This is a genomic window from Phytobacter cepae, from assembly GCF_054165735.1.
This window is the reverse complement of sequence record NZ_CM135107.1, coordinates 2,981,153-3,000,068: the sequence shown is the minus strand read 5'-3', so window position 1 is coordinate 3,000,068 and position 18,916 is coordinate 2,981,153. Positions and strand designations below refer to the sequence as shown.

26 protein-coding genes are annotated in these 18,916 nt (G+C 49.0%); 22 read left to right on the top strand and 4 right to left on the bottom strand.

Annotated features, from left to right (window positions below; genetic code table 11):
• The first annotated feature begins 83 nt into the window (after nt 1–83).
• From ACUY4Q_RS14075 to ACUY4Q_RS14040, 8 genes are all read left to right on the top strand, one after another.
• The gene (locus ACUY4Q_RS14075) at nt 84–1,001 is read left to right on the top strand and encodes a phage replication protein O (protein WP_458043371.1); all 918 of its coding nucleotides are present in this window, start codon (nt 84–86) and stop codon (nt 999–1,001) included.
• A complete protein-coding gene (locus tag ACUY4Q_RS14070; protein ID WP_458043370.1) occupies nt 998–1,744 on the top strand; it encodes a replication protein P in 747 nt (248 codons plus the stop codon). Before ACUY4Q_RS14075 ends, ACUY4Q_RS14070 begins: the two co-directional genes overlap by 4 nt.
• Nucleotides 1,744–2,241 (top strand): HNH endonuclease, encoded by a 498-nt coding sequence (locus ACUY4Q_RS14065; RefSeq protein ID WP_458043369.1) that lies wholly within the window; start codon nt 1,744–1,746, stop codon nt 2,239–2,241. The genes ACUY4Q_RS14070 and ACUY4Q_RS14065 overlap by 1 nt, the downstream gene beginning before the upstream one ends.
• 2 nt (nt 2,242–2,243) lie before the next feature.
• Entirely contained in the window at nt 2,244–2,975 is a 732-nt protein-coding gene (locus ACUY4Q_RS14060) for a DNA-methyltransferase (protein ID WP_458043368.1), read from the top strand.
• Nucleotides 2,972–3,598 carry a hypothetical protein gene (locus ACUY4Q_RS14055; protein WP_458043367.1) on the top strand — a complete coding sequence of 209 codons (627 nt, stop codon included), beginning with the start codon at nt 2,972–2,974 and terminating at the stop codon, nt 3,596–3,598. The genes ACUY4Q_RS14060 and ACUY4Q_RS14055 overlap by 4 nt, the downstream gene beginning before the upstream one ends.
• A 1-nt stretch (nt 3,599) precedes the next feature.
• Nucleotides 3,600–3,770, top strand: a complete 171-nt coding sequence (locus tag ACUY4Q_RS14050) for a hypothetical protein (protein WP_458043366.1) — start codon at nt 3,600–3,602, stop codon at nt 3,768–3,770.
• Nucleotides 3,771–3,898: 128 nt separating this feature from the next.
• Nucleotides 3,899–4,492, top strand: a complete 594-nt coding sequence (locus ACUY4Q_RS14045) for a hypothetical protein (protein WP_458043365.1) — start codon at nt 3,899–3,901, stop codon at nt 4,490–4,492.
• A gap of 10 nt (nt 4,493–4,502) precedes the next feature.
• Nucleotides 4,503–5,615 (top strand): helix-turn-helix domain-containing protein, encoded by a 1,113-nt coding sequence (locus tag ACUY4Q_RS14040; protein WP_458043364.1) that lies wholly within the window; start codon nt 4,503–4,505, stop codon nt 5,613–5,615.
• A 253-nt stretch (nt 5,616–5,868) separates the two neighbouring features.
• Here the strand turns inward: ACUY4Q_RS14040 and ACUY4Q_RS14035 are convergent, their stop codons facing one another.
• Both ACUY4Q_RS14035 and ACUY4Q_RS14030 read right to left on the bottom strand, forming a co-directional pair.
• The gene (locus ACUY4Q_RS14035; RefSeq protein ID WP_458043363.1) at nt 5,869–6,552 is read right to left on the bottom strand and encodes a hypothetical protein; all 684 of its coding nucleotides are present in this window, start codon (nt 6,550–6,552) and stop codon (nt 5,869–5,871) included.
• 52 nt (nt 6,553–6,604) lie between these two features.
• Nucleotides 6,605–6,961, bottom strand: a complete 357-nt coding sequence (locus ACUY4Q_RS14030; RefSeq protein ID WP_458043362.1) for a hypothetical protein — start codon at nt 6,959–6,961, stop codon at nt 6,605–6,607.
• A gap of 127 nt (nt 6,962–7,088) precedes the next feature.
• On the opposite strand from ACUY4Q_RS14030, the gene ACUY4Q_RS14025 reads away from it, so the two are divergent.
• From ACUY4Q_RS14025 to ACUY4Q_RS14005, 5 genes are all read left to right on the top strand, one after another.
• Nucleotides 7,089–7,325 carry a DNA polymerase III subunit theta gene (locus ACUY4Q_RS14025; protein ID WP_458043361.1) on the top strand — a complete coding sequence of 79 codons (237 nt, stop codon included), beginning with the start codon at nt 7,089–7,091 and terminating at the stop codon, nt 7,323–7,325.
• Between the two features lie 850 nt (nt 7,326–8,175).
• Nucleotides 8,176–8,772, top strand: coding sequence for a DUF1367 family protein (locus ACUY4Q_RS14020; RefSeq protein WP_458043360.1), 597 nt, complete (start codon nt 8,176–8,178; stop codon nt 8,770–8,772).
• A 2-nt stretch (nt 8,773–8,774) separates the two neighbouring features.
• Nucleotides 8,775–9,194 carry a hypothetical protein gene (locus ACUY4Q_RS14015; protein ID WP_458043359.1) on the top strand — a complete coding sequence of 140 codons (420 nt, stop codon included), beginning with the start codon at nt 8,775–8,777 and terminating at the stop codon, nt 9,192–9,194.
• Nucleotides 9,191–9,790 carry a recombination protein NinG gene (locus tag ACUY4Q_RS14010; RefSeq protein WP_458047343.1) on the top strand — a complete coding sequence of 200 codons (600 nt, stop codon included), beginning with the start codon at nt 9,191–9,193 and terminating at the stop codon, nt 9,788–9,790. Before ACUY4Q_RS14015 ends, ACUY4Q_RS14010 begins: the two co-directional genes overlap by 4 nt.
• 103 nt (nt 9,791–9,893) lie before the next feature.
• Nucleotides 9,894–10,496 (top strand): hypothetical protein, encoded by a 603-nt coding sequence (locus tag ACUY4Q_RS14005; protein WP_458043358.1) that lies wholly within the window; start codon nt 9,894–9,896, stop codon nt 10,494–10,496.
• A gap of 446 nt (nt 10,497–10,942) precedes the next feature.
• On the opposite strand, the gene ACUY4Q_RS14000 is transcribed toward ACUY4Q_RS14005, so the two are convergent.
• Both ACUY4Q_RS14000 and ACUY4Q_RS13995 read right to left on the bottom strand, forming a co-directional pair.
• Complete coding sequence (locus ACUY4Q_RS14000) at nt 10,943–11,311, bottom strand: hypothetical protein (protein WP_458043357.1); 369 nt, start codon at nt 11,309–11,311, stop codon at nt 10,943–10,945.
• A gap of 73 nt (nt 11,312–11,384) precedes the next feature.
• Nucleotides 11,385–11,609 (bottom strand): hypothetical protein, encoded by a 225-nt coding sequence (locus ACUY4Q_RS13995; RefSeq protein WP_458043356.1) that lies wholly within the window; start codon nt 11,607–11,609, stop codon nt 11,385–11,387.
• Nucleotides 11,610–12,414: 805 nt separating this feature from the next.
• On the opposite strand from ACUY4Q_RS13995, the gene ACUY4Q_RS13990 reads away from it, so the two are divergent.
• The 9 genes from ACUY4Q_RS13990 to ACUY4Q_RS13950 all read left to right on the top strand — a co-directional run bounded on the left by ACUY4Q_RS13990 (nt 12,415) and on the right by ACUY4Q_RS13950 (nt 18,915).
• On the top strand, nt 12,415–12,645 hold the full coding sequence (locus ACUY4Q_RS13990; protein ID WP_458043355.1) for a class II holin family protein: 231 nt from the start codon (nt 12,415–12,417) through the stop codon (nt 12,643–12,645).
• 7 nt (nt 12,646–12,652) lie between these two features.
• Nucleotides 12,653–13,150, top strand: a complete 498-nt coding sequence (locus ACUY4Q_RS13985) for a lysozyme (RefSeq protein ID WP_458047342.1) — start codon at nt 12,653–12,655, stop codon at nt 13,148–13,150.
• Nucleotides 13,140–13,592, top strand: a complete 453-nt coding sequence (locus ACUY4Q_RS13980) for a lysis protein (RefSeq protein ID WP_458043354.1) — start codon at nt 13,140–13,142, stop codon at nt 13,590–13,592. The genes ACUY4Q_RS13985 and ACUY4Q_RS13980 overlap by 11 nt, the downstream gene beginning before the upstream one ends.
• Nucleotides 13,593–14,138: 546 nt before the next feature.
• On the top strand, nt 14,139–14,366 hold the full coding sequence (locus ACUY4Q_RS13975) for a hypothetical protein (protein WP_458043353.1): 228 nt from the start codon (nt 14,139–14,141) through the stop codon (nt 14,364–14,366).
• Between the two features lie 87 nt (nt 14,367–14,453).
• On the top strand, nt 14,454–14,627 hold the full coding sequence (locus ACUY4Q_RS13970; RefSeq protein WP_458043352.1) for a GnsA/GnsB family addiction module toxin: 174 nt from the start codon (nt 14,454–14,456) through the stop codon (nt 14,625–14,627).
• A gap of 103 nt (nt 14,628–14,730) precedes the next feature.
• On the top strand, nt 14,731–15,147 hold the full coding sequence (locus ACUY4Q_RS13965) for a DUF2513 domain-containing protein (protein WP_458043351.1): 417 nt from the start codon (nt 14,731–14,733) through the stop codon (nt 15,145–15,147).
• Nucleotides 15,148–15,230: 83 nt separating this feature from the next.
• Nucleotides 15,231–16,226, top strand: a complete 996-nt coding sequence (locus tag ACUY4Q_RS13960; RefSeq protein WP_458043350.1) for a terminase small subunit — start codon at nt 15,231–15,233, stop codon at nt 16,224–16,226.
• Complete coding sequence (locus ACUY4Q_RS13955; RefSeq protein WP_458043349.1) at nt 16,204–17,508, top strand: terminase large subunit domain-containing protein; 1,305 nt, start codon at nt 16,204–16,206, stop codon at nt 17,506–17,508. The genes ACUY4Q_RS13960 and ACUY4Q_RS13955 overlap by 23 nt, the downstream gene beginning before the upstream one ends.
• A gap of 3 nt (nt 17,509–17,511) precedes the next feature.
• A complete protein-coding gene (locus ACUY4Q_RS13950; RefSeq protein WP_458043348.1) occupies nt 17,512–18,915 on the top strand; it encodes a DUF4055 domain-containing protein in 1,404 nt (467 codons plus the stop codon).
• Nucleotide 18,916: the final 1 nt, after the last annotated feature.

The following is an 18,916-nucleotide window of genomic DNA, read 5'->3' as shown; positions in this document are numbered from 1 at the left end:
GGGTTCAAAAATGGCGAAAGCCGCGGTGCTCGAACACCAACGGCTTTCAGGTGCAAAAACAGTGCGTAATTGCGGAGAACAGTATGTCAAACACCGCTGAAATTTTCAATTTCCCTATCAAAACCGAGCAAACAGGAGGTCTTATGGCCGACCTGTCCAACGGGTACACCAGGATCGCAAACGAGATTCAGAAGCTGAAGCCGCGCCTGCGCATGTCAGGACGTGAATGGCAATGCCTGGAAGCGGTTATCTGGCTGACCTACGGATGGAACAAAAAACAGGACCGGGTTACGAATACTGTCATTTCCGGGCTTACAGGGCTTGCCGATTCGCATGTTTCTGATGCGATAAGCGCCTTGGCTGAGCGTGGAATTATTTTCAGTCACAAGCAGGGCGTGATGAAAATAGTTGGTATAAATACTGACCTATCAGCCTGGATTTTAGACAAACCGAAAACGGGAAAACTCTTCCCGAAAACGGGAAAATCCTTCCCGAAATCGGGAAAAACCTTCCCGGAAACGGTAGACACCCAAGACTATAACAAGAACAGTATTAAAAGATCTTCGTCTGAGAATTCTGACAAATCCTCCGACGACCCTACCGAGAAGTTTCTCTCTCGTCACCCACAAGCGATCGGCGGTATTTACACACCAGCTGGTAAATCCTGGGGAACCGCCGAAGACCTCCGCGCTGCCAAGTGGATTTATGACCAGGCGCTGGTGGTGAATGCCAGTCTGTCAGAGCCCAAGTGGGTCGAATGGGCAAATACTATCCGACTGATGCGCGTGCAGGACTTTCGCTCTCATCACGACATCTGCTCACTGTTCAAATGGGCCAGCCAGGACGTTTTCTGGAAAGACAATATCCTCAGCCCTTCCAGCCTTCGCAAACAGTGGGACAAGCTCACCACGAAGCGCCAGAGCCAGAGTAGCGGTGTTACTCGTGGCGGTACCGCTATCGACTTCAACAACACCGACTGGATCAACGAGGTGCTGAAATGAAAAATCTCTCTGAGCAACTTCACAACTTCGACCGTGAAAACTTCCGACGTGCCGCCAACGGAATGCCTGAAGTGCAGGATGCAAGAGCACCTGTTCGTCAGGCGGAGCAGCTAGCGGAGATTTTTAACTCGCTGTTCGCACGTTTGCGTGCTGCGTTCCCGGCTGCCGTGTCTGCCCTTCGCACCCAGAGCGAGTACGACGAGATTCGTCGTCAGTGGCTTCTGGCTCTTGGGGAAGCTGGGATCACCAGCATGGAACAAGTCGATGCCGGCATGCGCGTTGCACGTCGTCAGGAGAAACCGTTCCTGCCGTCGCCCGGCCAGTTCGTCGCCTGGTGCCGCGCTGAGGAAAGCGCCGCTGTAGGTCTGCCTGACCAGAACGAACTGGTTGCCCTGGTCTACCAGTACTGCCGCACTCGCGGTAGCTACCCGGACGCCGAGTCTTATCCGTGGCCCGGTAAAACCGCAGACAAACAGCACACCACCAAATCCAAAGCCTGTTACTGGATGGTCACCACCCTAAGCCAGCAGATGCGACTGCAGGGTCTTACCGACAGTGAGCTGAACCGCAAGGCCGGGGAAGAACTGGTGAAGATGGTTAAGCGGGTCCGTAGCGGCGAGGTGTTACCTGAGCCCGTTGTGCGACTGCCGGTGATGGGGAAAAAGCCATTAAGCCGCGAAGAGAGTATGTCCAGGGTTCAGGAAATCAGGGCGAAGTTTGGATTCAAAGGCGGGAGGGCGTGATGATTGAGTTGCCTGATTTGCCGAAGCACCTGCCGAAGGTTGAAATCCCTGACGATCGCTTCTCAAAGCCAAAGAACAAAATCACCAAAACCCAGCGTGCAGAATTGCGCATGAAGTTCGGCGGACGTTGCGCGTATTGCGGATGCCAGTTACCGGAAAAGGGCTGGCACGCCGACCATGTTGAACCGGTTCGCCGTGACTTCGACATCGTCCGCGCCCCAGCCGGGAGCCGCGTTTCTCATGTTACGCGCAGCAATGGTCGAGTCATGAACCCGGAACTGCATGCTATCGAGAACCTGTTCCCTGCATGCGCTCCATGCAACCTATTCAAAGCCACTATGAGCATTGAGGGTATGCGCAAGGAAATCAGTTATCAGATTGAGCGTGCACGTGCTTACAGCGTCAATTTCCGCACCGCTGAGCGATTTAGCCTGATTGAAATCGTCGATAAGCCGGTTTTGTTCTGGTTCGAGCAATACCAAGTGGGAGGGGAGTGAAGATGGTCACATTGCATAACGCCGATTGCTTCGACGTCTTCCCGGCATTAGCCACTAACTCGGTTGACCTGGTATGTGCCGATATTCCCTACGGCACCACGCAATGCCGCTGGGATTCTGTTCTCGATCTGCAGGTGATGTGGGAGGAGCTCTATCGCATCGCCAAACCGTCAGCCGCAATCGTACTGTTTTCCGCGCAGCCGTTTACCAGCGTGCTGGTCAACAGCAACCTGCGCCACTGGCGTACTGAATGGATTTGGGAGAAAGGCAACGCTACTGGCTTTCTCAATGCCAAAAAGCAGCCGCTGCGTGCTCACGAAAACATCCAGGTGTTTTACCGACGCCAGCCAACGTATAACCCGCAGTTCACTCACGGTCACGAACGCAAGACCAGTAAGCGGAAAACTGTCAATTCTGAGTGTTACGGGAAAGCGCTGGAGTTGACGGAATACGATTCAACCAGCCGGTACCCGCGAGACGTTCAGTTTTGCTCGAGCGACAAACAGACCGGAAATTTCCACCCGACGCAAAAGCCGTTGTCGCTGGTGAAATACCTCATCAAAACCTACAGCAACCCTGGCGATGTAGTGCTGGATTTTACGATGGGTAGCGGTACCTGTGGCGTTGCCTGCCAGGAGACTGGACGCCCTTTCATTGGCATCGAAAAAGAAACCCCAATTTACCTTACCGCCTGCCAACGCATGGGGATTGACCAGTATCAGGAGGCCGTATGAAACACGAACTGAGCAAAGAGCTACTTGAGCGCACCATTGCTGACTGGGAAGCTGCTCGCAACGAAATACCGTTTGGGCTGGGCGAGGAAGGCGAAAACACCCTGGCGGCGTTGAAGTTCACACTGGCGGCGCATGAGCAAGAGCCGATTGGTGCGTTTCACATTTCAGGTGGAACTGTCGAGGCAACAACGGATTATTGCAAGGATGGGGAATGGCCCGTTCATGATGGAATTGTCGAAGTGTACACCCACCCCGCACCATCAATCCCGACAGTCTCGTTTTACCGTGATGGTATAGAAGCAGCCGCAAAATGGGTTGACGCTCAACGCGAGGCTTACGATAACGAACACGGAACGACTGATCCTGAAACCGGCACGTTTGAATTCGGCAATGATGCTCAACTGGAATACTCTGCCACGCTGGCGGAAATAGCCGATGGAATCCGCGCATTGCACCCGAATGCCTCCAGTGCGCCATCAATCCCGGCAGCGGTGCCGGAAGGTTATGCGCTGGTACCGGTTGACGCTAGCCGCGCAATGATTGATGCGGAAAGACGCGTAGAGGAGGACGGCTACGATGCAATGCACAAGGCCATGATGGCCGCAGCGCCGAAGGGGGTGTGATGTGAGTGATGCATTACTCGAGTACGCGTACCGCCGGATCGTTGAGCTGGAAAGCCTGCTGCTGGTGGATGTAGCCGAAACGGTGTGGCCTGCTGAGGTTGTGCTGGACCAGACGTTGAAAACTAAGGGAGATTGCACGTACCAGTTTTATGAAATTTTACCAGCCTTATAAAAATGATATTCAAGAAACATAATATTTGATCCGCAACAGATTTTGTTAGTTGACAAATTAAGAGATATGCACCAACATCTTGGTTGACAAAAGTCACTTTTTGCACGAAAGAATGCGGAGATCTGTTAATGCGAACCCATCCCTGTCCTTGGGCGTTTTTTCCTGAACTTACTGAAGAGCGCTTAACTATTATCGCTGAGGAATTACTCCGGGTTCAGGATATTACCCATGAGCTATTGTCCTCCTCCCTTGATGATAATTATACCCGTGGAGGCTGCACGTTTGGGCGCCAGAGGCAATCTCTTCTCCAAATGTGTGTTCGCAAAACTCATGATTGGATGAGATTGCTGAACCCAGGAATGGATCTTACTTTCTCCATTGGTAAAGTCCCCGTCCGTTTTTTTACGGATGATGCTGATAATCCTAAAAAACGAGGTTTCTTTAAAAGAAACATGGCCGATCAACTTTTCGAGGCAGAAGTTACGATCCCAACAATGCATAGGTTCATTGTTGAAAAGCCTGAATTTGAGGGCGAAGGAGGTAAAGTTATCTTTAATGGTTATAACGTCTTCGGTGAGATTGTATCTTCCTGGACATACGGCGAAGGTCGTGTTGTTATGCTGAACTCTGTCGATGATGTACCACCAGCACCGGTTCCTATCGAACTAGAACCTATCAGTGCATCTAAGGCTGAGAAGGAAAAGAAACAGCAGAATAAATAGTGGGTGAAATGTGTTCAACGGTTCTAATTTAAGGCTTGCTCGTCTGTATCACGAGCTATCTCTGGAACAGGTTGCTGATAAAGTGGATAAAACGCGGCAGTATGTTCAGCGACTGGAATCAGGCTCAGCCTATCCATCCTCAGATCTTATTAATAAATTAGCCGAGGTTTTAAGAGTGAAGCCTGTCTTTTTCGAAGGACAGGAACACTCCCCAGTTAATGAAGAAATCGTTCATTTTCGTAAACGTACCTCAACAAGAATGTCGACGAAACTCTCTACTCTTGCCAAAGCTGAGTTTTATCGCCGATTTATTGCTGTGTTTGAAGAGAACTTGGAACTGTCCCCCGTTAAATTTCCGGAACTGCGGGTTCAGACTCAAGAGGATATAGAACGCGCAGCTGAAAAATGCCGTATTGACTGGGGATTAGGATTTGGCCCCATTGAAAATATGACTCGTCTGGCGGAGAAGCTTGGGGCGTTTGTAACATCCTTTAATTCTGTCTCTGATGAAGTGGATGCGTTGTCTGTACCTTTGAGCAGGCCTTTCATTGTTCGTAATACGGCCAAAACTTCCCCGTGCCGGCAACGATTTGATATTGCGCATGAGGTTGCTCATCTAATACTACATGAAGGGATCTCAACTGGTGATAGATTAACCGAATCTCAGGCTAACCGTTTTGCTTCCGCTCTTTTGCTTCCAAGGACTGCAATGGCTAAATATTTTCCAAGGCCAGTTGGTGGGAGAATAAATTGGAGTGGACTTAGTCAGTTCAAACTGACATGGAAGGTAAGTAAAGCAGCTATTGTATATCGGGCGCACCAATTGGGCCTCTTAACTGATGAGCAATACAAAACAGCATTTGTTGGTTTGAAGCGTAAGGGGGAAGCCATCGATGAAAAAGAAGATTACTTAATACCTAATGAACAACCCGAATTGTTCCGTCGAGCTTTGATGTTTTTGATCGAGGAGCTTGGTTACGATGTGAAACGCATTGCTGAGGAAATGGATATTGAAGTAGATATCCTATATGAATTAGTTGGAGATGCACTTCCTCATGCGCGGTTGCAGTCGATAGAAAACAATGTTGTTTCGTTACAGTCCTACCGAATGATAAGAGAGTAGAAGCATAGTGGCATTGGGCCTGCTTCGGCAGGTTCTTATTTAGATGAACATTATTTATCTACCCGGACTATCGAGGCTCGAGAGATAAATAGGTATCCTGATTCAGTAAAATTGTTTGTTATACAATCTTCGCCGAAACTTTGTATAGCAATCTGCTAGAAATATATTAAATTAAAGTGATGGCGTGGCATTCTGGATTTCTATGTACAATGCTTCTACCAAGGCTACCAATCTTGCTAACCATTTGCCCGAGTTAATTATTATTTTGTGATGGGTCCATATGATTTTGACTATCTCCAGTTTGTGTGGATTCGGTTGTTTGTGTTTTAGCTGGAGCGATTAAATCAACCATTTTTGTTAGTCCTGTTCTTACCAAATTATTCGCATCACCACTTGCAAATGTTACAACTGCTACTAAAAATCCCATGGATACAGTTGTGGCAACAAATTTTGGTAAGCCAGAAAAAAGAAATTTAATAAATATCCAAGCTTTATCTTTCCACCACTCCACACCTTTAGGCTCTTCTACTTTCTTTGCATGCCTTTTTGCACCCTCTGTAAAGCTTTTAAAGGCTGTCCTTTCGGCTGCTTTTATGTCGCCTTGTAACTTATTGATAATTTTCTTGTTTTCTTCATCTTGTTTGGCTAGTTCTGCCGATAAACTGGTTCGGAGTTGAGAAATAACGTCATTGACGTATCCTTCAAGTGTTGCACTTGCCTTTTCGCGAAATGTGTTCAGCGTTTGTGGTGAATTCAGACATTGTTCATGGTAATTATTTAGATCCTTTTCAATATCTTCTTCACTTTTACCGCCATTGCGCGAGGTTCTGGCTATTTCATCCTTGAATCTTTTATAAATTGCATAAGATAAAAGTTGCTGCAAATTATCAGGGTTTTTTACTAACTCGGTAAATACCCATTTTTTCTCTTGAGACATGATTCACCAGAATGAAAAAGTTCAGTCGCGGGATGCTTCCATTAAAATGGAATTATTTTTTGTTATCTTTAATTGCTTTATTGAAAGACTTTTGCAAAATTTCATTACTTTTGCTCTCTGACATTGCTGATTCAAGGATGGAACGAGCACGTTGAGAAAGTTTATTTCCGGCCTGCACTAGGTAAGTACGAGAAGAGTTATCTAAACGTCTGGCAAGCGCACCCTGACTTAGACCACTTTGATATGCCTTAGAACTTGAGGATTTAGAGCTGACCTCGCCTTTAAGGGAAGCATTAACGAATGATGTTTTTGTGACAATTTTTTGAGCCGCAACTGTATCGACGGCTTTTTCAGAAATTTTGCGAATTTCTTCTGGGCTCAGTTCCAGCATTCGACGAGGTGTGGTCATCTATTGGCTCCTCATAATCTATAAAATAGTGTAACATCTCAAGCATGAATTTCTCCACTATTTGTGAAGTTTTACCTGATGCGTAACTTATTTAAAAGGTGAAAAGTTATGTCTCATCTGAACTTAGTTGCAAAAATTGCAGGAAGAGCGCGACAAGATTAACGTTGATTTGGCTGCTAGCGCTGTCGCTTACAAAGAGCGGATGAACATGCCGGTAATCGCTGAACAGGTTGCCCGCGAACAGCCAGAGCACCTGCGCGATTACTTTATGGATCGCGTGCGCTTCTACCGAGAAAAGAGCTTGCAGCTACCGCGAGCCAGTGACCCTCGCTACATTGAAATGGCTGAGGCCAATAAAAAGTAGCCATCGCCATCCACAATCAAGCCTCGCTCTCGCGGGGCTTTTCCTTATCCGCGACCTGCTGTGAATGAAACGCACGATCGATAATACCGAACGATTTTTTTTTAATTAATCATGCATCCGATTAATGAATTGGCGCAGGGTGGCTATAAATCACCTCTATGACAGACTGTGTCAGTTTTAAATAATAATTTTTAGGATCGTGCAGGTGCCTTCTTGGTACATGGCAGACTCCTAATCCGATATTTACTCAACCGCAAATTAGTTGTTCATTACTGTTAAAACTGCGTGATGAATTATAAAATAATCATAAAAATCATGTACATAATTGTAATTTTTATCCTCGGCTAAGTACGTGCACTCTCAATCAAAATAGATAATTACTGTTTATACATACAGTGATTTGATGTATGGTTTAAACGCTACAGTAGAAAAATGAATTTTTCTTCCGGCGAACCTATTAGGAAAATTGCGGCATTTGTTATTTTGGTTGTGCCGAGGTGGCTTCACTCCACCGGAAGAGTGTATTTGTGGATAGCAAAGAAGGGGGTTTACGTGGCTGAGGTGTGTTCTGATGGGGGAATGTGTGTCGACGTCGTATGGAGTTCAGGTGGCACTATCGAGCACTCGTTTAAGCTCAGACCAGGTGATCGCGTTCTCCTTAGCAGTGATGGTATGGAGGTCACTCACAAACACCTTCAAGCAGATGAACGTGTCATAGCGCATGACACCCTCGTCGAGATCGTCAGGGAGTTTTCCGCCAAAGATTGACCTTTGTAATATCCAAATAGCATAATATTTCTATCGGCCTGAACACCCGATAACCTGACTACTATGCGCCACGGAGAAACCCATGGCGCAGTTACAACTCATCCAGCAGTCCTCAGGAATCCTGATCCCCGCTACACCGGAGACCAGCGATTTTCTGTATTTAAAATGTAAGCTCGGTGCCGTGCTTGAAGGCGAATTCCGCCAGGTACGTAACGCCGCTCTTCATCGCAAGTACTTCTCTCTCCTGAACCTGGGCTTCGAATACTGGGAGCCGAACGGCGGAGCAATAACATCCTCTGAAAAATCCATCGTTAATCGCTATGCGGGGTATCTCGCCCTTCGGGTGGGCAATGGTGACGTCCTGACTTCGTATGCCGAAGAGTTTTTTGCTGACGTGGCTGAGCGACGTTCATCAAATATCACTGCCACTAAATCGTTCGATGCCTATCGGGAATGGGTAATCGTCAGTGCCGGTTATTATGAAATCGTAAACCTGCCGGATGGCACCCAGCGCAAGCGGGCAAAGAGCATCTCTTTTGCAAACATGGATGACACCACGTTTGCCCCTCTCTACAACGAATCTCTCAATGTGTTATGGCGTTTCATCCTCTCCCGCGCATTCACCAGCAAAGTGGAAGCAGAGAACGCTGCGGCGCAGTTGATGAGTTATGCGGGGTGATCATGGCTAAAAAGGAAAAATGCCTTTTCTGCGGTGAGCCCGCAACGCTCTATTGCGATGGGATCATCGGCTGGGATGCAGACGAGGATGAAAATCATCACCTCTGCAACGCTCGGGGAATGTTCACGTGTGATGCGCCCACGTGCTCGATGTGTGGGACCTGGCACGGAAACATCTTCTTTTCAGGTAAAGCCGGGGGAATGGAAACCCGCGATTATTGCCCGCTTTGTCAGGCGCTTTATCTGAAAGGTGAAGTGATTCGGGAGGACCATCACCGAAAAGGGAAGGCAATACGTGAGCCGGTCCTGGCTGAAGAACAGGCATCAATAATTCGGCAGGCACACTGGAACAGCTATCTGAATGCGCATCGCCACGAAGTGCACATCATCCAGGGAGGTGGACAACAATGCCTGCCATTCTGAAAAAGAAACCACGCCGTAAATGCACTGTATGCCGTGAGTGGTTCCACCCGGTACGGCCTGAGCAATACGTCTGTTCTTATGAGTGCGCCTGTCAGCACGGCAAAGCAGCGAACGACGCCGCAAAAGCAGAAAAGCAGAGGAAAGATAAAGCCAGGCTGGTGGCGGAAGAAAAAGCTGATCGCCAGCGCCAGGCCGAACGCCGCATGGCAGTGAAACCGCTCAGCTACTTCATTAAGCAGGCGCAGAAAGCCTTTAACGACTTTATCCGGTACCGGGATCGGAACCTTGCGTGCATCAGTTGCGACCGTCATCACGAAGGCCAGTATCACGCCGGGCACTTCCGCACGACCGGAGCCAACCCGGAGCTGCGCTTTAATGAGGATAATTGCCACAAACAGTGTTCAGTCTGCAATAACCACCTTTCTGGAAACCTCATTGCGTACGGCCACGCGCTTATCGCCAAAATCGGTCAGGCGCGCTTTGACGTTTTGATGGGACCACACGCGCTGCCGAAATGGACTCGCGATGACTATATCCGGATCCGGGACGAATACCGCTCGAAACTGAAAGCGCTCAAACAGCAGGAGGCCGCATGACCTTCTCCGAATTCAACCGGTACCAGGCCGAAAGCGTTGCGCGGGCATGCCTCAAGGCGATCGTGCGCCACACAAGTAAATCCCAACAGCAAGGAAAAAAACAATGACTCCACGTCAACGCCGACAGCACTTCGCAGGGTTGGGAACTATAGCTACTGCTCCCCGTAAGAGCTATCTCGGTAAATTCACACCTTTAACAGTCATCCAGTCTGGCTGGATAAAGTCGCTGCTGACAGTCTGGGGGGAGGGTGTAAGGGGAGACCTTGCTCCAAAAATGCCAAGAAATCATAGCTGTTGGAATGCGCTAAGGGGAAACCGCTGGTCGGATAAAGCGCTTGAACGTTTTACGGCAGCATTGGTTCAGGCTCGCAGTGAGGGGTACAAAGGGCAGCACATTATGAAGCGCGCCCATGCCATTCTCTGGCCAAAGGAGTCCATGAACGTAATTGAACAGGCTCTTCGCAATGATGATATCGATTTTGTGGAGCAAAGTGTTTTGCTGGCGCTGGACGCAAACGACCCGGTCTATATGGTTGGCGTTCAGTTCTACACGACACGAAAAAAAATTTCAGACATCACTCGTGAATTACAGAATATCGCTCCCTGGTTGACTGACAGTGAAGCCAGAAGACGCGTCAGGTGGTGCCTGGAGATTTTCAGGGCAAAGGTTTTTCTGTCATCACGAAAGCTACTGGCTGAGGAGTAATAACCCCCTTTTTGATTAATCGTGCTTTTTTATGATTTTAATGTTGAAAACGAGCCAGTAAATTGTTTAATGTATTCATGCTTGGCAGAGCTACGACATGATAACAACGCTGTTAAGCCACAATCTGACAGATTCGAAAACCTCGCCCCGGCGGGGTTTTTGCTTTCCGGCGATACGACAGGGGTATTCGCGAGGTGCATTGCACCAGTACCCCTGTCATAGCGCCGTTTTGCAAACAGAAAAACTCACTGAAGCCTCGCATATTGCGGGGCTTTTTCGTATCTGGCTCACCGCGTGACAGACTCATTCCCTAATCCACACGGGGCGTTGCTAAGACCAGCGCCAGAGACACCTTCTTTGGTCGCTGGCCCGTTCCCTCAACTGGTCTTGTCGTGAATGCGCCGGCGGTCAAAACAATGGAGTCGACGCGGTTGATGTGACGTGGGTTAATTGCATTTACCACTTGGTTTTTTCAGGGGCCCGCATGTACCAAAATCCAGCATTGTATAACCTTTTGCCTTCATACAATTTTCAATTTTGTATATGCGTTCATCATGCTGTTCCAGTCTCTCTCCGTTAACGAGGCTATTTCGTCGGAATGTTTCATCCCATGAATGAAGAGGATGAGAGCTGGGCACACCGCAGGCATACAGATCTTTCCTCCGTTGCTGGACATCTGTACGCCCCATCGTCTGTGGTTTTTGAAACGTCTGGATGTAAGGAACGGATGTGTAATTACTTGAGTCCATATCTGCGACCACGCAGCCATAGAGCGAAAAGCTTAAAATCAGACTCAAACTTTTTAGTCTTTTCACAGAATACTTCCATGTTCCTGAACTGAAATTTGGATGAAAGATAGAGAGAATCTCTCGCAGGCCTGTTCATTTATTATTTTTCAGGGTCTTGCAAGTCGACAGATGCGGGCTGGTTGATGAGTAGCCACAACACTGATTCGTATATTAAAAAATCGTTTGTTAGTGTTCTGGTTTCATAGAGCTTAAGGTACTCTCTGGTGAGTTCTTCAATCAGTCGTTTGCGACTAATTCCTGCAGAAGGATTGGATTCGAGAATTCTTCGAGTTGTTGCCCCAATGATCTCAGCCTCTGTCTTCATGAGAGAACCTCCTGTCCAAAACTCAATACTGGCATGATTTAATCGAACGTGAAAGATACGATAATCAATTTCCTGACCCTGATACAAAACTGGTATTTAGAGCTAAACGTGTACTATCATTTCAGTGCATTCTTAAAAGTCATAATTAAAACACTCAGCAAATGGTGAATCCCCCTGTGCGGAGGGGCGTAACTGGCGGTCCTTTTGTAGTAGATGCATGCGTAACGTTGAAGCCAGTCGACGTTACACCGGGAGGCACCCGGCACCATCCAGAGATGCTTTACCTGATATGGCCTGTTCGTCCGAGCAGGCCATTTTTTTTAGCTTTTAAAAAACGATACATTGTTGGTTCACTTATGTATCTGCAGCCCTGTTAGCGTTGCGGTCAGATTAGCCGGGTGATTTGCTTAAAATTTTTATTGCAGATTCGTAATGAAGAGATTCTTCTACTGAAGAGCTGGTCTCATAGATATAGACGTACTTACGGGTGAGGTGTTGAATCAGCATTTTTTTACTTATGTGATTTACGACCCCTGCCTGGAGAATGTCAAAGACAGCGCTCCCGATAATTCTGTCTTCATGTTTCATGTCTTAGCCAGCGGATGAAAAATGAAGCATGGCACCTAATCCCCACAAATGACAGGATTGTTTCGTAAAGCTGTTCATCCATAACCCGCCTTGTGCGGGTTTTTTATTACCAGGTTCCGGGCAATCAAAACCAGATGGCCTGTCGTTAGCTGCAGCCCGAGAACCTGACCCTTTCACACAGCACCCGCTCAACAGCGAGGTGAGAGATATGTCCCATATGAGCAAACTCGTAACCGGTGTCGCGCTCGGCACTTCCGGCGGCACCATCCTGAACGGTGTTCTGACAAAACTGAGCCCTGATGAATGGAGTGCCGTCGGCGTGCTGGCTGGTATTGCGGGAATTGTCATCACCGGGCTTATTAACTGGTACTTCAAACGCAAGGTCGCCAACGCCCAGGTGAGGGCTCTGGAGAAATACGGCCCGGCGGTAAATGTTGGAGATGAGTGATATGTCGATGACCATCAGCCTGCGTAAAAAACTTATTGCCGCCGCTGGTGGCGGTGCGATGCTGATCGCCTCGTTGTTCCTCGGTGGTCAGGATGGCGTTGAAGGGCGGAAATATGAAGCCTACAAAGATGTCGCCGGAGTCTGGACGGTTTGTGATGGTCACACTGGCGCTGACATAGTACGTTCCAAAACCTACACCGATCAGGAATGTGACCGCTTCCTCTGGAAAGACCTTCAACCAGCAAAGCGTACCGTAGACAGCCTGGTAAAAGTACCTCTCGGTGAATACCAGCGTGCGGCGCTCTATAGCTTCGTTTTTAATGTTGGTTCTGACGCTTTTTCAAAGTCCACGCTGTTGAAGAAAATTAACAGAGGGGATCAGGTTGGTGCATGTGAAGAGATGCGCCGCTGGGTTTACGCTGGTGGCATGAAGTGGAAGGGGTTGCAGAACCGCCGGGAGATGGAACGATCGTTATGCCTGGCGGAGAGTAAAAATGACTTCTAAGGCCTGGCTGTTAATCGGCATTGAGCTTCTTTTATCGGCCCTTATTATTTATGCCCTGCTCGGTCGGATAAGCGAAGAGTCCCGGCGAGCGGATAACGCCGAATCACTGGCTAAGCAGCGGCAGGAAACCATTAACGATATGACAGTGCGGCAGCGCGACGTTGCTGCGCTGGATGCCAAATACACCGGAGAACTGGCAGATGCCAAAGCCAATATTGATCAGCTTGAACGTGATGTTGCTGCTGGTAAGCGTCGGCTGCAAGTCAGCGCCAGATGTCCAGCGAACGGAACGGCCAGCGCCCCCGGCGTGGATGATGCAACCAGCCCCCGACTTACTGACGCCGCTGAACGGGATTATTTCACCCTCAGAGAGCGAATCGAAACCGTCACCAAACAACTGACGGCCCTGCAGGTGTATGTGCGTGAGCAGTGCCTGAAATAAAAAAAGCCCTCTCGTGGGAGGGCAATATATGCAGAGTACTTCTTATGGGATTGAGACACCTCACAGCGCTGACTTGAGGAGTGAAATCTCATCCCTGAGCTCAACCTTGGTAAGGCGCTCTTTCCTTATGACTCGGACTTAGTTTTATGGAAGAATCATTTTTAACAAGCGTAAGCATGGAAGAAAACCATATGCAAGCGCGGGATTGAGAATGTTCTTAGGCGATGATTGCAGGTGCATTCACTCGCCGACACCGATAAATGAAATTAAGTTATTGATTAATTATTTCGATTAGTTCGATAAATAAATTTGCTATTTTCTTCGAATGCCATAGTCTCAACTGTGGTTCTGTCGGCTACGCCAACACCAGATGACAGAGCCTGTCACCCCGGCCACATTTCCTGATGACTTCTGGGGAACTCCAGGGAAACAGGATACATCTTACTGGGATAACATTAGCCAAGGCCGCTCTAATCTTATGCTGCCTTTTATGATGATATTTGTCAGATGCTAAATTAAACGCAGCAGGCCTTTGAAAGGTTCAAAATGAAAAAAGTACTCGTGTTTTTCAATGCACAACCGGTTGAGGTAATACAAACAACCAAAATCGTTACGACTATTTTGCGTAGTTACCCAAATGGTGAAGAAATCCATCTTCAGATTATGCGAGTGGGAATTCACTCGATTACGGGCGATCATAACGAAATTTATGTTGCTTCGGACAGAGAACTCTCCTCAGAAGAGATAATCAGTGCAGTAAAAAGGTTTCTTTAGGAAATATCCGGGATGATGATTCCTGAACGCCTTCTGGGAAATAATCTATGATTTATATAAGCTTGGGTATGTTAAAGGAGTATGTGCATGAAACACGAAGAACTGGAGCGTAAAGCTGAGGAAGAAATTTCTGCCCTTATTACTAAAAAAATTACTGAACTCCGCAAAAAAACAGGCAAAGAGGTTTCTGAGATTGAGTTTATACCGAATGAGACCATGTCTGGTCTTGAAGGGTACTCAGTAAAAATAAAGCTTATGTAAAGTGAAAAGGGCTGCTTAGGCGGCCTTTTTTATTGGCATTACAGGAGACGTTCACTGAGTGCCTGCGATAATGCTAAATTACCCCTAAACGAAGGGGAGAAGCATGAAAATCGACCAAGATTATCTCAAAGGACTACTTATCGCATTTGAGGATTCGAACGAACCTCATACCAGTATTACCAAGCTTATGGTATTGGGATTTGATCACCAGACTAACGAATTCCGTTTTCATATTCGTTTATTACAAGACCGAGGGTTAATAGGTCGCGTCGATGGTCTACGTGGAATTGGATACTTCAGCCCTGAAAGTGATGATCGAGATGATGAAGGCTTTTTTGATGAAGTTCCGTTGAGACTAACGGCGCCTGGGCATGATTTCCTTGAAGCCATTAGAAACAAGGAAGTATGGGCTACGGTCAAAACAGGCTTTAAGGATGCAAGTCTTGGGACGCTGATTGAGGTATCCAGAAAACTTCTCGAGGGATTCATACAGAGAAAAATAGACGGAATCCTCAATTAATAGACGTCCTCCAAAATTTCTTTTCGAGTCTTATTATATGAAGCCACTGGCATCCGCTGGTGGCTTTTTTATTGGAGTAACTTATGGCAAAACCGGACTGGGGCGTGCTTCAGCAACGGTTCCTGTCCGATCATGCCGCAACCGGCGTATCACCGAAGGATTGGTGTGAAGCGCAGGGACTGAACTACGCGACTGCACGTCGACACATCAAAAAACCAACTGCGCAAATTGCGCAAAAAATTGCGCAAAAAACTGCGCAGAAAAAAGTGCGCACTGCGCAAAAGGAAAAGAGCGCAGAAGAACTGGCGGATGCCAAACTGAGTCCTAAGGTAAAACGCTTCATTGCTGAATACCTCAAGGACCAGAACGCCACCGCAGCAGCTGAACGGGCTGGCTATAGCGACCCAAACTATGGTCGCCAACTTCTTACGAATCCTAACGTTGCGCAGGCTATTGCGCAGCAGCAGAAAGCATCCATTGAGCGCACGCTTGGCAGTGCTGATGAAGTGCTTGAGCAGATGTGGCGCCTTGCCACTTTCGACGCTAACCATCTCTCACAATATCGTCGCGGGGCATGTCGCTACTGCTGGGGCTTCGGTCACCAGTACCAATGGCGTGATGCTGTGGAGCACGAAGAGAGGCGACTCGAAGCGGTTGAGCGTAAACGTCGCGAGCCTGAGGATGTGGGCGGTTATGGCTATGACCACAACCGTGAGCCTAACCCTGAATGCCCTCGCTGTAATGGTGATGGCATTGGACAGCCATATTTCTCCGATACCCGGAAGCTGGCCCCTGATGCCGCTCTGGCCTATTCAGGAGTGAAGCTCGGCAAGAATGGCGTTGAGATAACAGCTATCAGTCGCGAACGCATGTACGAAGCGGTGATGAAGCGGCTTGGCCTGGCTGATAGTGAGTTCGCGCAACGTCTCCAGCAAATCGAAATCGAGCGCCGGCAACTGGAGGTTGAGAAACTCCGCAAAGAGCTGGCAGCCGACCCTGAGGATGATGTCCCGGCACCAGTTGCAATCAACATCAACGTGATAGATGCGAGGGTTCGTGATGATAGCGCCGACGCTTAATGTTCCCCAGGCGCGCTTCCTCGCTATGCCGCATAAATTTAAGGCCTATGTTGCCGGGTTCGGATCCGGTAAAACGTGGGTTGGCTGCGGCGGCATCTGCAAGGGGATGTGGGAGTTTCCCAAAATAAACCAGGGCTACTTCGCGCCGACCTATCCTCAGATTCGTGACATCTTCTATCCGACAGTGGAAGAGGTGGCATTTGACTGGGGGATGAACGTCAAAATCAATGAGGGGAACAAAGAGGTTCACTTCTACGCTGGACGACAGTATCGCGGTACGACGATTTGCCGTTCGATGGAAAAGCCAGGCTCGATTGTCGGCTTTAAAATCGGCAATGCGATGGTTGATGAGCTGGATGTTATGGCTGCCGCTAAAGCGCAGCAGGCATGGCGAAAAATTATCGCTCGTATGCGATACAAAGTAGATGGCCTGCGCAATGGCATCGATGTCACCACCACCCCGGAAGGTTTCAAGTTCGTCTATCAGCAGTTTGTTAAAGCCGTGCGGGATAAGCCTGAGCTGGCGACGCTGTACGGCCTGATTCAGGCCTCTACCTTCGATAATGAAAAGAACCTTCCCCACGATTACATCCCTTCGCTGATGGATTCTTATCCGCCAGAGCTGATTAAGGCGTATTTGCGCGGACGGTTCACCAACCTGACCAGCGGCACCATCTACCACCAGTTCGATCGCCGGCTGAATGGCTGTGTCGATGAGGAACAAGCTGGCGAATCGCTTTACATCGGTATGGACTTCAACGTCGGGAAGATGGCAGCCATTGTTCATGTGCTGCGTGACGGAGAGCCACGTGCCGTTCGTGAACTGGTGAAGGTCTACGATACCCCGGCGATGATTAAGCGCATCCAGGAGGAATTCTGGCGCTATGAGGGCGGGCGTTACGTGGCCTCGCGTCAGATTTACATCTATCCGGATGCTTCCGGCGATTCGCGCAAATCAAACAATGCCAGCGCCACGGATATCGCCCAGCTTAAACAAGCCGGATTCAGTGTGGTGGTGAATGCTGCCAACCCGCCAGTGAAAGACCGCATTAACTCAGTGAATGCCATGTTCTGCAACGGCAACGGCGAGCGTCGTTACAAAGTGAATGTGACCCGCTGCCCTGTCTACACCGAGAGCCTGGAGCAGCAGGTTTGGGCGGCTAATGGCGAGCCGGATAAGTCCGCTGATAACGATCACCCCAATGATGCTGGTGGGTATTACATCGTGAAGCAATTCCCGATCATCAAACCAACTGGCAAAGTCACCAAACTACGGATGTAAACCATGCCTGATATTTCTACACCCAATCTGGACTATGGGAACATGGTGCAGGCGTGGGACATTAACGACGCCCTCATGGGCGGCACACTGTATATGCGCGAGCTGGGTGAAGCATATCTCCCGCGCTGGCCGAAAGAAGACAAAGAGGATTACAAAAAGCGCCTGGCGGTGGCCACGCTCCTGCCAGCTTATGAGGAGACAATCAACCAGAATGTCGGGCGTGTGTTTGCTGAGCCTATCCAACTGGGCGAGAATGTCCCGGATGCGCTGCGCGAGTATACGAAGAATGTTGATCTGGAAGCCAGTCGCCTCGATGTATGGGCGCAGGCCTTCTTCAGTCTTGCGATGCAGTACGGCCTGTCTCATGCGCTGGTGGATTATCCGCGGGTGGATGCCGAACAGGTGAAGACCAAAGCCGATGAGAAAGCTACTGGTGCACGGCCATACGTAACCATGCTTAATCCCCGCCAGGTGATCGGCTGGAAGTCAAAGATAGTCGGCGGTAAGAGGCAGCTTACTGCGCTGCGAATAAAAGAAGTAGTGGTCGAGGACGGCGACGACTTCGGCCAGACAAAAGTTGAGCAGATCCGACTGTTGACGCCTGGGAAGGTGCAGATTTACCGCAAAGCCACTGGCGCTGATGTTCAGGTGAACTGGACGCTGCATGAAGAATGGCAAACGTCGCGGCAGGACATCACGCTTGTCACGCTCTACACCAAGCGTACCGGGTTCATGTGCGGTTCTCCACCGCTCCTGAATATGGCGCTGCTGAACGTGAAGCACTGGCAGAGTCAGAGCGAGCAGGACAATATTCTTCATGTTGCGCGCGTGCCGCTGCTGACGGTATTTGGCCTTGGCGATGGTGAAGAGTTAGTTATAGGGTCTTCCTCGGCAACTCAATTCTCCGACCGTCAAACGCAGGGGCTCGAATACGTCGAGCACACCGGCTCTTCAATAGGTGCAGGCAAAGAGTCTCTCGCTGAGCTGGTGGAACAGATGCGACAGGCAGGTGCGAAGCTGCTGCGTACCGATAACACCTCGACAAAGTCCGTAGACCAGACCTCTGAAGAGAAAATGCAGGAGCAGTCGCCGCTCTACACCATGGCAACCAGCCTGGAAGACACGATCGACAACATCCTGCAAATCATGGCTGAGTACATCGGTGAGAAAGATGGCGGCAGCGTTGATGTCCGTACCGAACTGGATGTGGAATCGAAAGAGTTTAACCCACCAGCTGCGCTGGCTATCCAGGCGTTGCGTCAGGGCGGTGATATCCGTCGTGTGGATGCTATCAAATCCCTGCAGAAGCTGAACATCATAGATGCCGATGCGGACCCTGACGTGGTGCTGAACGAACTGCTGACCGAGTCGGCTTCCCTGACCGAACCGCCGACAGAAGAGGTGTGAA

Bases quoted from the DNA above. Each gene is read 5' to 3' on its own strand.
- ACUY4Q_RS14060 (WP_458043368.1), top strand. From the start codon at position 2,244: ATGGTCACATTGCATAACGCCGATTGCTTCGACGTCTTCCCGGCATTA.
- ACUY4Q_RS14045 (WP_458043365.1), top strand. From the start codon at position 3,899: ATGCGAACCCATCCCTGTCCTTGGGCGTTTTTTCCTGAACTTACTGAA.
- ACUY4Q_RS13990 (WP_458043355.1), top strand. From the start codon at position 12,415: ATGAGCAAACTCGTAACCGGTGTCGCGCTCGGCACTTCCGGCGGCACC.
- ACUY4Q_RS14020 (WP_458043360.1), top strand. From the start codon at position 8,176: ATGGCGCAGTTACAACTCATCCAGCAGTCCTCAGGAATCCTGATCCCC.
- ACUY4Q_RS14030 (WP_458043362.1), bottom strand. From the start codon at position 6,961: ATGACCACACCTCGTCGAATGCTGGAACTGAGCCCAGAAGAAATTCGC.
- ACUY4Q_RS14065 (WP_458043369.1), top strand. From the start codon at position 1,744: ATGATTGAGTTGCCTGATTTGCCGAAGCACCTGCCGAAGGTTGAAATC.
- ACUY4Q_RS13975 (WP_458043353.1), top strand. From the start codon at position 14,139: ATGAAAAAAGTACTCGTGTTTTTCAATGCACAACCGGTTGAGGTAATA.
- ACUY4Q_RS13995 (WP_458043356.1), bottom strand. From the start codon at position 11,609: ATGAAGACAGAGGCTGAGATCATTGGGGCAACAACTCGAAGAATTCTC.
- ACUY4Q_RS13970 (WP_458043352.1), top strand. From the start codon at position 14,454: ATGAAACACGAAGAACTGGAGCGTAAAGCTGAGGAAGAAATTTCTGCC.
- ACUY4Q_RS13950 (WP_458043348.1), top strand. From the start codon at position 17,512: ATGCCTGATATTTCTACACCCAATCTGGACTATGGGAACATGGTGCAG.
- ACUY4Q_RS14035 (WP_458043363.1), bottom strand. From the start codon at position 6,552: ATGTCTCAAGAGAAAAAATGGGTATTTACCGAGTTAGTAAAAAACCCT.
- ACUY4Q_RS13985 (WP_458047342.1), top strand. From the start codon at position 12,653: ATGACCATCAGCCTGCGTAAAAAACTTATTGCCGCCGCTGGTGGCGGT.
- ACUY4Q_RS14070 (WP_458043370.1), top strand. From the start codon at position 998: ATGAAAAATCTCTCTGAGCAACTTCACAACTTCGACCGTGAAAACTTC.
- ACUY4Q_RS13980 (WP_458043354.1), top strand. From the start codon at position 13,140: ATGACTTCTAAGGCCTGGCTGTTAATCGGCATTGAGCTTCTTTTATCG.
- ACUY4Q_RS14055 (WP_458043367.1), top strand. From the start codon at position 2,972: ATGAAACACGAACTGAGCAAAGAGCTACTTGAGCGCACCATTGCTGAC.
- ACUY4Q_RS13965 (WP_458043351.1), top strand. From the start codon at position 14,731: ATGAAAATCGACCAAGATTATCTCAAAGGACTACTTATCGCATTTGAG.
- ACUY4Q_RS14005 (WP_458043358.1), top strand. From the start codon at position 9,894: ATGACTCCACGTCAACGCCGACAGCACTTCGCAGGGTTGGGAACTATA.
- ACUY4Q_RS14015 (WP_458043359.1), top strand. From the start codon at position 8,775: ATGGCTAAAAAGGAAAAATGCCTTTTCTGCGGTGAGCCCGCAACGCTC.
- ACUY4Q_RS14075 (WP_458043371.1), top strand. From the start codon at position 84: ATGTCAAACACCGCTGAAATTTTCAATTTCCCTATCAAAACCGAGCAA.
- ACUY4Q_RS13960 (WP_458043350.1), top strand. From the start codon at position 15,231: ATGGCAAAACCGGACTGGGGCGTGCTTCAGCAACGGTTCCTGTCCGAT.